The sequence below is a fragment of the Bifidobacteriaceae bacterium genome, assembly GCA_031281585.1.
In the GTDB taxonomy this organism is placed as follows: domain Bacteria; phylum Actinomycetota; class Actinomycetes; order Actinomycetales; family WQXJ01; genus JAIRTF01.
In genome coordinates this window covers 21,120-33,385 of the sequence record JAITFE010000062.1, presented here as the reverse complement: position 1 = coordinate 33,385, position 12,266 = coordinate 21,120, and the positions used below count along the sequence as shown (strand labels likewise).

The 12,266-nt window shown below is 69.3% G+C and carries 11 protein-coding genes; 8 read left to right on the top strand and 3 right to left on the bottom strand.

The window, feature by feature from the left end:
• The first annotated feature begins 72 nt into the window (after window positions 1-72).
• Genes rimM through LBC97_07385 form a run of 5 tightly spaced genes read left to right on the top strand, consistent with a single transcriptional unit; the run spans window position 73 to window position 6,787 of the window.
• Window positions 73-615 (top strand): ribosome maturation factor RimM, encoded by a 543-nt coding sequence (gene rimM / locus LBC97_07405; GenBank protein ID MDR2565872.1) that lies wholly within the window; start codon window positions 73-75, stop codon window positions 613-615.
• 6 nt (window positions 616-621) lie between these two features.
• Window positions 622-1,440: a tRNA (guanosine(37)-N1)-methyltransferase TrmD gene (gene trmD / locus LBC97_07400; GenBank protein ID MDR2565871.1), complete on the top strand. Its 819-nt coding sequence runs from the start codon at window positions 622-624 to the stop codon at window positions 1,438-1,440.
• Between the two features lie 57 nt (window positions 1,441-1,497).
• On the top strand, window positions 1,498-3,477 hold the full coding sequence (typA, locus tag LBC97_07395; GenBank protein ID MDR2565870.1) for a translational GTPase TypA: 1,980 nt from the start codon (window positions 1,498-1,500) through the stop codon (window positions 3,475-3,477).
• Between the two features lies 1 nt (window position 3,478).
• The gene (locus tag LBC97_07390) at window positions 3,479-3,844 is read left to right on the top strand and encodes a hypothetical protein (GenBank protein ID MDR2565869.1); all 366 of its coding nucleotides are present in this window, start codon (window positions 3,479-3,481) and stop codon (window positions 3,842-3,844) included.
• 36 nt (window positions 3,845-3,880) lie between these two features.
• On the top strand, window positions 3,881-6,787 hold the full coding sequence (locus LBC97_07385) for a VanW family protein (protein MDR2565868.1): 2,907 nt from the start codon (window positions 3,881-3,883) through the stop codon (window positions 6,785-6,787).
• Here the strand turns inward: LBC97_07385 and LBC97_07380 are convergent.
• Complete coding sequence (locus tag LBC97_07380; GenBank protein ID MDR2565867.1) at window positions 6,784-7,059, bottom strand: hypothetical protein; 276 nt, start codon at window positions 7,057-7,059, stop codon at window positions 6,784-6,786. The two genes, LBC97_07385 and LBC97_07380, sit on opposite strands and share 4 nt — an antisense overlap.
• 165 nt (window positions 7,060-7,224) lie before the next feature.
• Here LBC97_07380 and LBC97_07375 point away from each other — a divergent pair, with 165 nt between their 5' ends.
• The 3 genes from LBC97_07375 to LBC97_07365 all read left to right on the top strand — a co-directional run bounded on the left by LBC97_07375 (window position 7,225) and on the right by LBC97_07365 (window position 10,184).
• A complete protein-coding gene (locus LBC97_07375) occupies window positions 7,225-7,542 on the top strand; it encodes a ferredoxin family protein (protein ID MDR2565866.1) in 318 nt (105 codons plus the stop codon).
• A gap of 15 nt (window positions 7,543-7,557) precedes the next feature.
• Window positions 7,558-8,688: a succinyldiaminopimelate transaminase gene (gene dapC, locus LBC97_07370; protein MDR2565865.1), complete on the top strand. Its 1,131-nt coding sequence runs from the start codon at window positions 7,558-7,560 to the stop codon at window positions 8,686-8,688.
• Between the two features lie 188 nt (window positions 8,689-8,876).
• Window positions 8,877-10,184 carry a citrate synthase gene (locus tag LBC97_07365; protein MDR2565864.1) on the top strand — a complete coding sequence of 436 codons (1,308 nt, stop codon included), beginning with the start codon at window positions 8,877-8,879 and terminating at the stop codon, window positions 10,182-10,184.
• Window positions 10,185-10,205: 21 nt separating this feature from the next.
• Here the strand turns inward: LBC97_07365 and LBC97_07360 are convergent, their stop codons facing one another.
• Window positions 10,206-11,198 carry a cobalt transporter gene (locus LBC97_07360; protein MDR2565863.1) on the bottom strand — a complete coding sequence of 331 codons (993 nt, stop codon included), beginning with the start codon at window positions 11,196-11,198 and terminating at the stop codon, window positions 10,206-10,208.
• Complete coding sequence (gene dapD, locus LBC97_07355; protein ID MDR2565862.1) at window positions 11,188-12,207, bottom strand: 2,3,4,5-tetrahydropyridine-2,6-dicarboxylate N-succinyltransferase; 1,020 nt, start codon at window positions 12,205-12,207, stop codon at window positions 11,188-11,190. Before dapD ends, LBC97_07360 begins: the two co-directional genes overlap by 11 nt.
• Window positions 12,208-12,266: the final 59 nt, after the last annotated feature.

The window sequence follows — 12,266 nt, the reverse complement described above, 5'->3', positions numbered from 1 at the left end:
GGTCGGCACCGTGATCGGCGGACCTCTTGGCAACGCCGCCCGGGGCGGTCGCTCGACGAGGAGGCGGGGGTTGTGGAAGTAGTCGTGGCCGTGGTCGCCCGGCCTCATGGTGTCAAAGGGGACGTGGTCTTGGAACTGCGCACCGACCAGCCCAAACGGCGGTTTCAAGTCGGTTCGGTGTACACGGTGGAGCCGGACGGACCGGACCGGGCGGGGGACGCGCCCGCCCGGCTGACATTGCTGCGGTTCCGGGCAGACTCCGGCAGGGCTGTGGCGGGCTTCGCCGAGGTCGAGGGCCGCGACGCGGCCGAAGCGCTGCGGGGGGTGCGGCTGGCGGCCGAAGTGGACCCGGCCGAGGAACCGGACGCCTGGTACCCCGCGCAACTGCGCGGGGCGGAGGTGTTCCTCCCGGACGGCACTCCCGTTGGCGCCGTGTCTGATTTGATCGCCATGCCGGGTCAAGATCTGCTGGAGATCGACCAGCCGGACTGCTCCAAGGCTCTGGTTCCGCTGGTCAAGGCGCTGGTGCTGGAAGTCGACCTGGACCGGATGCGGATAGTGGTCGACCCGCCCCGGGGGCTGGTCGCGGCCAGGCCGCTGACGGAGGAGGACTGAGCGGCCGTGTTGATCGACGTGATAACCATCTTCCCGGAGTACCTGGCGCCGGCGCAGTTGTCGCTGCTGGGCAAAGCCGCCGAAGCGGGAATTGTCCAACTGCGAGTCCACGACCTGCGCGATTGGACCTCGGACCGGCACCGGACCGTTGACGACACCCCGTACGGCGGCGGCGCCGGGATGGTCATGAAACCCGAGCCGTGGGGCCTGGCCATGGACGAAATCCTGGGCGGGCCGGCATCCCCCGAAGCGCGGGATGGCGCGGGCGCGGCGGAGGGGCCTGACGGCGGGGACGGCCTCGGCGGCGAGGGGGCGACGTTGGTGGTGACGACGGCATCGGGCAAGGTGTTTGACCAGGCTGTGGCCGGGCGGCTGGCTAAGGCGCGGCACTTGGTGTTCGCGTGCGGGCGCTACGAGGGGATCGACGCGCGGGTGGCTGAACACTACCGGGGGCGCGCGGATGTGGCGGTGGAGGAACTGTCGATCGGGGACTACGTGCTGGCGGGCGGAGAGGTCGCGGCGTTGGCGATGATCGAGGCGATCACGCGCCTGCTGCCCGGCGTGCTGGGGAACGCGGAGTCGCTGACCGAGGAATCGCACGTGCGGCCTGGGCTGCTGGAATACCCTGTGTACACCAAGCCGCCCACCTGGCGGGGGCTCGCGGTGCCGGAGGTGCTGGCGTCCGGCAACCACGGGAAGATCGCGCAGTGGCGCCTCGACCAGGCGTTGGAGCGTACGGGGCGGATGCGCCCAGACCTGGCCGGCGGGCGGAAAGACGGTTCGGCCGCGCCGGGTATCATGGCGGGGCCGCCGGCGGCCGAATGAAACCTCGGCGCCTGGCCAACCGCGTCGATGATCGCACAGCAGAAAGCAGTCAAATACATGTCCAAACTCGCGTCCCGGCCAGACCTGCGCAATGTGGCCATTGTGGCGCACGTCGACCACGGCAAGACCACTCTGGTGGACGCGATGCTGTGGCAGACCGGCGCCTTCGGCCAGCATGAGCATGTGGCCGAACGCGCCCTCGACTCCGGCGACCTGGAGCGGGAGAAGGGCATCACGATCCTCGCCAAGAACACGGCGGTCCACTACCGGGGGCCGGCGGCCGCGAGCGTGGCGGACGGCGGGGCTGGGCCGGGGGGAACCGCCCAGGGTGCGGGGAAAGGCGACGCGGACGCGATCACCATCAACGTGGTGGACACGCCGGGGCACGCCGACTTCGGGGGCGAGGTGGAGCGCGGCCTGTCCATGGTGGACGGCGTGGTGCTGCTGGTCGACGCGTCGGAGGGGCCGCTGCCGCAGACGCGGTTCGTGCTGCGCAAGGCGTTGGCGGCCGAACTCCCGGTGATCGTTGTTGTGAACAAGGTCGACCGGCCGGACGCGCGGATCGAGGAGGTCGTGGCGGAGACCACGGACCTGCTGTTGTCGCTGGCCAGCGACTTGACGGAGGACGACCCGTCGCTGAATCTGGACGCGGTGCTGGACTTCCCGGTGATCTACGCGGCGGCGAAGGCGGGGCGGGCCTCGCTGACGGCGCCGCCGGACGGGCAGATGCCGGACGGGGCGGACCTGGAGCCCTTGTTCAAAGCCATAGTGGAGACCATTCCGGCGCCCACCTACGACCCGGGAGCCCCGCTGCAGGCCCACGTCACCAACTTGGACGCCTCCCCGTTCCTGGGCCGGTTGGCCCTGCTGCGGCTTTACAACGGCGAACTGGCCAAAGGCCAAATCGTGGCCTGGGCCAGGCAGGACGGGTCGCTGAAGAACGTCAAGATCACGGAACTGCTGGCGACGGAGGCGTTGGACCGCGTGCCGACCGACCGGGCGCGGGCGGGGGACATCGTGGCGGTGGCGGGGATCGGCGACATCATGATCGGCGACACGCTGACGGACCCGGAGGACCCCAGGCCGCTGCCCACCATCACGGTTGACGAGCCCGCCATCTCCATGACGATCGGCATCAACACCTCGCCGCTGGCGGGCAAAGTCAAGGGCCACAAGCTGACGGCCCGGCAGGTCAAAGACCGCCTGGCGCGCGAATTGGTCGGCAACGTGTCGCTGCGGGTGCTCCCGACTGAGCGGCCGGACGTGTGGGAGGTCCAAGGGCGGGGCGAGTTGGCGCTGGCCGTGCTGGTGGAGCAGATGCGGCGCGAGGGCTTCGAGCTGACTGTGGGCAAGCCGCAGGTGGTCACCAAGACCGAGGACGGCCGGCTGTTGGAGCCGATGGAGCGCATGACCATAGACGCCCCCGAGGAATACTTGGGGACCATCACCCAGTTGATGGCCGCCCGCAAGGGCCGCATGGTCACCATGGCGAACCACGGCTCCGGCTGGGTGCGGATGGAGTTCGTGGTGCCCGCGCGGGGGTTGATCTCCTTCCGGACGCAATTCTTGACGGAGACACGGGGCACGGGGATCGCGTCCTCGATCTTCGACGGCTACGAGCCGTGGGCCGGGCCGATCGAATTGCGCGTCACGGGCTCCATGGTGGCGGACCGCCCCGGCGTGGCCACGCCCTACGCCATCATGGCCCTCCAGGAGCGCGGGGCGTTCTTCGTCGCGCCGACCGAGGAGGTCTACGAGGGCATGGTGGTGGGGGAGAACCCGCGCAACGAGGACATGGACGTCAACATCACCCGCGAGAAGAAGCTCACCAACATGCGTTCCTCGACAGGGGACGAACTGGAGCGCCTGACCCCGCCGCGCCGCCTGACGTTAGAGGAGTCCCTCGAGTTCGCGGCCACAGACGAATGCGTCGAAGTGACCCCGGAGATCACGCGGATCCGCAAGGTGGAGCTCTCCGCCGAACTGCGGGGCAAGGCACGGGGCCGCGCCAAACGCGACAGCCGCCCGGACGCCTGACATGGCGGTGATCGTGGTCAAGGGGGTGGGCTGCGGCTTGGCCAGCGCTGTGGTGACGCTGCTGCTGGGCGTCTGGCACCGCGCGTCCGTCGCGCTGGGGCCCGTGGAGGCGTTTCCGCTGGGCCTGGTCATGGCCGTGGTTGGCGTTTTCGGCTGGGCGGTCGCCGCGCGCGCCTTGGCGGGCTGGGCCGGAGTGTTCGGCGCGGCCGTCGGGTCCTTCGCCGCCGCCCAGGCCAGCGCCCTGCCCGGACCCGGTGGCGACCTGGTCATCCAAGGCGACTGGATTGGCTTCGCTTGGGCTGTCGCGGCGCCCTTGGTCACCATGGCTGCGGCCTTCCTACCCCGCCGGTGGTTCAGGGCATCTTAGAATTGCATGAGGCCCACAAGACCTGGAGGTAACTAGGTGGCGGATGAAGTGCAAGAAGCCCCGCAAAACGACCCGGAAATCGATTCCGAAAACGACGAGCCGGAAGTGACGCCCGTTCCCGAATCCGACCCGGAGCGTGACTCTGAGCCCCAGGACGACCACGATTCCGAAGCCGAGCCCCCAACCGAGGTCGCCGAAGGCCAGTCCGGGGACTCGGGCGACGCCTCGGTGCCCGATGCCGTTTCCCCGCTCCCAGCCGAAGCCGAGCAGCGGTCGGACGGGGAGCGGCCGGACGAGGCCGACCAGGAGTCGGTCGGAGAGTCCCCCGCCGAGGTCGCCGAGGACCAGCCCGGGGACTCGGGCGACAGCTCGGTGCCCGATGCCGTTTCCCCGCTCCCAGCCGAGGCCGAGCAGCCGTCGGCCGAGCAGCGGCCGCACGAGGCCGACCAGGAGTCGGTCGGGGAGCCCCCGGTCGAGGCCGCCGAAGACCAGACAGAGGACCCGGCGGACACGGCCGTGCCCGGCCCCGTTGCCCCGGCCCCAGCCGACCTGGGGATGGCGGAGACTGAGCGCCTGGAGCGTGACGCGCTCTACCGGGAGGCGTTTCTGGCGCCGCTGGACTTGTTGGCCGAACGCGCGCTGATGTCATCTCTCGACCCGGCCTTCACGCCGCCGCCCCAGTCGCCTGTCCACGATCACGCCGACCCGGCGCCCAGCGCGGGCGAGGATCCCGATCTGACGCCCTACCAGGACGAGGATGCCGAAATGACCACGCCCAGCTCAGCGGCGGACCCAATGGACGAAGCCGAGCCCGCTCCGGGAGAACCCGACTTCGACGAACCGGCCAGCCTGCCTGGGGCGGCCGGCGAAACCGGTGAACTGGAGCCAGTGGTGCCTGAACGGCCGCCCGCGCAGGGCCTCGCGGCGGGCAGTTCTGACGAAGGGGCGGCTGAACCCGACGAGGCGGCGGGCTCGCTCTCCGCGATCGGCGACACCCGCGAGCAGGAACCGGTCGAGCCCGAATCGCCGCAGATTCCGCAGACTCCGACAAGTTCGCCGCCGCGCCGGATCTCAGTCCTCGCGTCGGCCTCAGACACCGCCGCCCAGCCGGAATTGGAGGCTGACACCGGCGAACTGCCAGTCGTCGCAGCTGCGGGGGCCGGGACACACAATGACACAATGCCGCTGCCGGTCGGGAGATCGGGCAAGCCGCTCAAGTCCGGCAAGATCCAAGGGCGCCGCAAGCGCCGCGCGCGTTGGGTCATTCCGCTGGTCATTGTGGTGCTGGCGGCCGCTGGATATGTGGGCGCCAGCTACTACTTCGCCAACCGTGTGCCCAAAGGCGCCTCGGTGGTGGGCGTGGACATAGGCGGCCTGACGGACGTCGCCGCAGTCGACCGGCTGCGAGCCGAATTGGACGCCAAAGCCAAAGAGGCGGTCGCCGTGGTTGTCGGGGAAGAAGAGGCCGCCTTTGATCCGGTGATAGCCGGAGTCGGCTTTTCGCCGGAGGACACGGTGGCCCAGGTGACGGGCCTGACCTTCAACCCGGTCCGCCTGTGGGATCACATCGGGGGGATCGAAGCGGTGAAGCCTTCCCTGACGGTCAACCGAGAAGCTATGGAGTCGCATGTGGCGGCGCTGGCCGCCCAAACGCGCGTTGAACCGGTTGACGGCACCCTGGCTGTCGCGACCGGCGAAATCGTCACGACCGAGCCATCGGCGGGACTGAGCCTGGACACCGCCGCCGCGATCAAACAGATTCAGGCGGACTACTTGGCGAAGGCCGGACCGTGGCAGTTGCCGGTGTCGGAATTGGCCCCCAAGATAGGCCGGGAACAGCTAGACGAGGCGATCGAAACGCTCGCCAAGCCGATCCTGTCTGGCCCTGTCAGCTTGGTAGTCGCGGACGCGACGGTGGAACTCCCAACCGCGGAGATTGCAGCGGCGGCCCTGATCGGACCCGATCCGGACGGGAGCGAGCGGCTGAGCCTCGATTGGGACAAGGAACTGCTGGAGGCGTCGGTCTCGAAGCGCTTGCCAGCCGGGCTTGAAACCCAGGCCGAGGACGCCCGGTTCGTGTTCGTTGACGGCCAACCCGTCATCGAGGAGGGCCGCAAGGGCTCCAAGCTCAATCCCGACCGGCTGGTTGAAGCCATCTCCAGCGCCGCGCTGGCCAGCGGCGGCGCGCGCCTCGCCGCAGTCGAATTGGCCGAGGCGGACCCGGCCGCGGGCCGGGCCGAACTGGAGCAGATGGGCATAAAGGAAATCGTCGGCCGCTTTGAGACCCAGGCGACCAACAGCGTGGACCGGACCAAGAATCTGCGGAAGGCGGCGGAGATCGTCACCGGCATGCTGGTCAGGCCGGGCGAGACGTTCTCCCTCGACCAGGCGCTGGGCCACCGCAGCCTGGAGACCGGCTGGTTCAACGCCGGGGTGGTGGTTTCCGGGGTGTCCCAAGACGGCATCGGCGGCGGTTTGTCGCAGTTCTCAACGACCCTCTACAACGCGGCGCACCTGGCGGGCATGGTGGACGTGGAACACCAACCCCACGCCAACTACTTCTCGCGCTACCCGACGGGTCGGGAGGCCACCTTGTGGGAAGGCCAGATTGACAACAAGTTCAAAAACGACACCCCGTATGGGGTGGTGCTGCGGGCGGGCGTGACGGACTCCCTCAAAGTGTGGGTCGAACTGTGGTCCACCAAGTACTGGACGGTCGAGGCGGGGATCGACCAGCCGTACGCCTACGTGGCGCCGCGCACCATCGAGTCGACCAAGGCCGACTGCGAGCCGCAATCCATGGGCAGCTCCGGATTCCAAGTCGACTACTGGCGGATCAGGACCGACCCGGACGGCAACGCCCAGGCAAAAGAAACCTGGCACTGGCGCTACGACCCGATGAACGCGATCGTCTGCAAGAAGCCGGGCGCGACCCAAAACTAGTGCTTGTGGCGCTCGCCCCCGCTTGGCGCGGGGCCGGAAGACCCAAGCCAAGAGCGGGCTGACCGGCCAGCCGGTCCGGGGATGCGGTGGGCTATCGCAATGACTGAGGCGTCAATTCGGCGCAGGTCGCCGCTGCGGTGACGGACCTCGACATGGTCTGGGCTGGCAGCCTCGAGAACGCCTACTGTGTCCGCGTAGCCGCCTTCCGGCAGGCGGCGGCGGATGGTCACACGGGTGCCCAGCGGCCACTCCAGCCAGATTGGTTCGCCCATGCCCAGCATTAAACCCGACCGGTTGCGGCGGGGCGCACCTCGCCATGCCCGCGAGCCGACGGCAAACGGCGGCTGTGGGCCTGTCGGACGCTGTGAGGCGGTCGACGCCCGTGCGGCGGCCAGGGCAACGGCGGGTGGCGGGCGGCGGCGTTACGCTTGACTTCCGTGACGTATGTGATTGCAGAGCCGTGTGTGGATGTGAAGGACGGGGCTTGTGTGGACGAGTGCCCGGTGGACTGCATCTACGAGGGGCTGAGGTCGCTCTACATTCAGCCCGACGAGTGCGTCGACTGCGGCGCCTGCGAGCCGGTTTGCCCCGAGGTGGCGATCTTCTACGAAGACGACGTGCCGGAGGAATGGTCGGCTTTCACCGTGGCGAACGCCCAGTTCTTCACGCAGCTTGGATCGCCGGGCGGCGCCGCCAAAGTGGGGCCGTTGCCGTATGACGCCCCGTTGGTGGCTTCCCTGCCGCCCGAGGCGTAAGAGGCGCGCGCCGCGATGGGATTCGACGCCGCCGCCCTTCCGACATTCCCATGGGACCTGCTGGAGCCCTACAAGCGCCGAGCCCGCGAGCATCCGGGCGGGTTGATCGACCTGTCGGTCGGCACGCCGGTGGACCCGACGCCGGAGGTGCTTAGGGAAGCCTTGCGCGCGGCGGCGGACGCGCCCGGGTACCCGGCCACGATCGGCTCGCCGGACTTGCGCGAGGCGATAGCGCGGCATTACGCGACTTGGCGGGGGGCGCCGGGCCTTCCCGCCTCGGGCGTGCTGCCGACCATCGGCTCCAAGGAAATGGTCGCCCAGTTGCCGTCGCTGCTGGGCTTGCGGTCCGGGGACGTGGTGGCGCATCCGAGCGTCGCCTATCCAACCTACGACGTGGGGGCTCGCCTGGCCGGGGCCACGCCCGTCCCAGCCAACTCGCCCGGGGAAATCCCCGCCGACCTGCGCGGCCAGGTCAGGTTGGTCTGGCTGAACAGCCCCGGCAACCCCGACGGGCGGGTGGCCGGGCCGGCGGAATTGGCGGCGTGGGTCGAATGGGCCCGCGACGCGGGCGCCGTGGTCGCCAGCGACGAATGCTACGCGGCGCTGGCGTGGGAAGAGCCGTGGGTTTCGGCCGGAGTGCCGTCACTGTTGGACCCGCGTGTGGGGGATGGCTCGCTCGCCAACTTGCTGGCCCTGTATTCGCTGTCGAAGCAATCCAACGCCGCCGGGTACCGGGCGGCTTGGCTGGCGGGCGACCCGGCCCTGATCGCGCGGATTGCCGGCCTGCGCAAGCACATGGGCATGATGATGCCCGCGCCCGTTCAGGCGGCCATGGTCGCGGCCTTGGAGGACCAGGGGCATGTCGCGGCACAGCGCGAGGCCTACGGGCGGCGCAGGCGAATCCTGATGGGCGCTGTCAGGGAGGCGGGCTACCAACTTGAAGGCTCGGGCGCGGGCCTCTACCTGTGGTTCACCACCCCGGAACGCCAGGATTGCTGGCAGACGGTGGCGGACCTGGCCGGGCTCGGCATCCTGGTGGCGCCGGGCGCGTTCTACGGCGAGGCCGGGCAGGCGTTCGTGCGAATGGCCCTGACGGGATCTGACCGGGATGTCGCGGAGGCGGCCGCCCGCCTGGCCGGGGCGTGACCGGCGGGCAGCGAGTGCGACCTAGACGCTCTTCGTGATCCGGCGGCGGATCACGATCGTGTTTTCGCCCACACTTGGGGTCCCGGAACGGGGCCCACAGCGAACACCGCAACCTTCCGGCATAATTACCCCAAAACTTATCTAAAGGACTGGTCACGATCCGTCCCAGCACACGAGGAGGTCACCGCATGACGGCAACCGAACACGAACTGCCTCAAGTCTCCCTGCAGGTCGGCGACCGCACCATCGAACTTGCCACAGTTCGCGCGAGCCAGGGCAACCACGGGATCGTCATGACCCCGCTGATGAAGGAAACCGGGCTGATCTCACTGGACACCGGCTACCTCAACACGGCGCCATGCGCTTCGCAGATCACCTTCATTGACGGCGACGCCGGGATCCTCCGCTACCGCGGCTACCCGATTGAGCAGTTGGCGGAGAAATCGACGTTTCTTGAGGTGGCGCTGCTGTTAATCAGGGGAGAATTACCCAGCGCTCACGACCTGGAGGCGTTTGAGACACGGATCGACAAGCATATGTACCTGTCGGACGACTTCCGGCAGATCTTCTCCGTGATGCCGCGCCGGGCCCACCCCATGGCCACACTGGGCGCCGCGATCAACATGATGGCCGGCTTCTACCCGGAGTCGCTCGACCCGCTGGACCCGTCCGCCGCGAGCCTCGCCACCGTGCTGCTGCTGGCAAAGATGCCCACCATCATCAGCTACATCTACCGGCGAGCCCAAGGCAACGCGCTGCTCTACCCCAAACACGGGCAAAGCTATATTGAGAACTTCGCCCGCATGACTTTCCAATTGCCGGGCGAGCGGTTCGACGCGCCAGACGTGTTCTACCGGGCGCTCGACACTCTTCTGATCCTCCACGCGGACCATGAGCAGAACTGCTCGACCTCTTCGGTCCGAATGATCGGGTCGGCCCAGGCGAATTTGTACATGTCCGTCTCCGGCGGGGTTTCCGCCCTCTCCGGCCCGCTCCACGGCGGCGCCAACGAGGCGGTTCTGAACATGCTGTCCTACATCCGCGACAACGACATCGAGCCGAAGGATTTCATGGCGCGGGTCAAGGACAAGCGCTCCGGCGCGAAGCTGATGGGGTTCGGCCACCGCGTCTACAAGAGTTACGACCCGCGCGCGGCCATCGTCAAGAAGCAGGCCGACGCGGTGCTGGCGGCCCTTGGGGTCAAAGACGAGTTGCTGGACATAGCCCACGAGGTGGAGCAGGCCGCGCTCTCAGACGACTACTTCGCCGAGCGCCGTCTTTACCCGAACGTCGACTTCTACACCGGGATCATTTACAGGGCGATGGGTTTCCCGGCGTCCATGTTCACCCCGCTATTCGCGTTGGGCCGCCTCCCCGGATGGATCGCCCAGTGGCGCGAGATGATCCAGGACCCGGCCGGGAAGATCGGCCGTCCGCGCCAGATTTACGTGGGCGAGCCGCAACGCGACTACGTGCCCGTCAACCAGCGCTCCTAGTCCGGCGGCGCAAAGGCCTCGTCAGGCCAATCGCACTGTGACGCTGTCAGTGGTGCCTACGGCTGCCGCAGTGGGGCTCGGCGCCGGCTCCCAAGTCCCGGTTGGCCGCTGCCAAAGCCAGCCGCCCACGGCCACCGACTCGACGCCAAGCTGTTCGGCCTTGGCGACCGCCCACTGCGCATAAGCCCACGCGCGGGTACTCGATTCGGCCCGCAAGGTCACGCCGCCCCCCGCCGCCGGGGTGCCGCCGCCCTCGCCCGAGCCGTCCGGACCCGAGCCGTCCGCGCCGGCGGCGCCCGAAGTGAAGGTGGCGCGTTCGGCGGCCAGATCGCCCCATTCGGACCGGAACACGCCCAGGAACGCCTGCGGGCTCTCGGGCTCGCTGGCGGCTCGAAGAGTGCAGGTCAGGCCGCCTGGCGAATGCCCGGTCAGGGTCGAGGCGAAAGACCGCGCGGCGGCCTCGTGGTTGGCGTAAGCGTCGGGATAGGCGGAACGCTGGACGGCTTGGGCCGCCTCGGTGATGGGCATGGTCTCAAAGCCCGGCACGTTGGCTAGCTCCGTGTAGAACTCGCCTGCGGAATAGAGGGGGTCCATGATCTGTTCGGGCGTGCCCCAGTCCTGGGAGGGGCGTTGCTGGAACAGCCCGAGCGAATCGCGGTCGCCGTAGTCCAAGTTCCGGAGCTTCGACTCCTGCATGGCTGTGGCCAGGGCGATCGTGACGGCGCGGGCGCTCATGCCGCGGGCCTGGCCCACCGCCGCGATGAGCGCCGCGTTGGCGGCCTGCTCCGGGTCGAGCGCGGCGGAGCCGGCGTCAGTGACGGCGGTGCAGCGCGGCGTGATCCGAATAGGGGCGGGCGCCTGCCCGGTCAGCCAATGGTTGACGGCCGCGTAGGCCCCTCCGCCGAGGATCGCCACGGCGATCAGGACCGTTAGGGCGGCGGCCAGCGGTCGGCGGCGGGGAGGGCGGGCCAGCCGATGCGCGGGGCGTTGGCGTCTCCTGGCCCTAGTTGGCATGCAAGTCCGCGTTGAGCTCGACCCCTGGGAGGTGGGCGCGCTGGACCGCCTCGACGGCGCCGGTGACGGAGTTCCGCCGGAACAGCCACCCGTCCTGGCCGGACAGCTCGGCCGCTTTGACCACGCGGTCGCCCGGCGAAACGCGACTGGCCGCGGGGCTGGAAATGGACCGGTCGGCATCGGGCGCGGGGGTTTGACCCGTGTGGGCGACCACCGTCACTTTGGTGCCGGCGGTGACGTAGAGGCCCGCTTCGACCACGCAATCCGCGCCGAGCGAGATGCCTATCCCGGCGTTGGCGCCGATCAGGGAGCGCGGCCCCACCGTGATGCGGGCGCGTCCGCCGCCGGACAGGGTGCCCATGATCGAGGCGCCACCGCCGATGTCCGCAGCGGCGGACACCACCACGCCTTGGGAGATGCGGCCCTCGACCATGGACTCGCCCAGGGTGCCGGCGTTGAAGTTGACGAAACCCTCGTGCATGACGGTGGTGCCGGGTGCCAGGTGGGCGCCCAGCCGGACCCTTGTCGCGTCGGCGATCCGCACGCCCGCGGGGACCACGTAGTCCGTCATGGCCGGGAACTTGTCGATCCCGTGGACCCGCACCGGGCCGCGTCCCGCCCGCTCCAGGCGGGCGCGGGTGCGTTCGAAACCGGCCGGCTGGCACGGCCCCGCGTTGGTCCAGACCACATTCGGCAGGACGCCGAAGATGCCGTCCAGGTTGACTTGGTTCGGTTGGACCAGCCGGTGCGAGAGGAGGTGAAGGCGCAGGTAGGCGTCCTCGGTGGTGACCGGGGCGGCGTCCAGGTCGATGGCCGTGAGCGCGAGCCGGCGGTCTAGTTCGCGGTCGGGATCCTCGCCGGCCAGCTCGGCCAACGCGGCTGCCCCCGGCCACGGCCCGCCGTCTTCGGGCGCCGGCCCGAGTCGCGGTTCGGGGCACCAGAAGTCCAAAGCGGCTCCTTCGGCGGTGGTCCAGGACAGGCCCGCCCCCCACGCAAGACGTTCGCTCATGGGCCAACAGACTAGCCGCCGGACCCCCCGGACGGGTCGGTCTGGCGCGGTACGCTGCC

Excerpts from the sequence above, each read along its gene's own strand:
- LBC97_07390 (MDR2565869.1), top strand. The coding sequence starts at position 3,479 with ATGGCGGTGATCGTGGTCAAGGGGGTGGGCTGCGGCTTGGCCAGCGCT.
- LBC97_07365 (MDR2565864.1), top strand. The coding sequence starts at position 8,877 with ATGACGGCAACCGAACACGAACTGCCTCAAGTCTCCCTGCAGGTCGGC.
- typA (MDR2565870.1), top strand. The coding sequence starts at position 1,498 with ATGTCCAAACTCGCGTCCCGGCCAGACCTGCGCAATGTGGCCATTGTG.
- LBC97_07380 (MDR2565867.1), bottom strand. The coding sequence starts at position 7,059 with ATGGGCGAACCAATCTGGCTGGAGTGGCCGCTGGGCACCCGTGTGACC.
- LBC97_07360 (MDR2565863.1), bottom strand. The coding sequence starts at position 11,198 with ATGCCAACTAGGGCCAGGAGACGCCAACGCCCCGCGCATCGGCTGGCC.
- dapD (MDR2565862.1), bottom strand. The coding sequence starts at position 12,207 with ATGAGCGAACGTCTTGCGTGGGGGGCGGGCCTGTCCTGGACCACCGCC.
- dapC (MDR2565865.1), top strand. The coding sequence starts at position 7,558 with ATGGGATTCGACGCCGCCGCCCTTCCGACATTCCCATGGGACCTGCTG.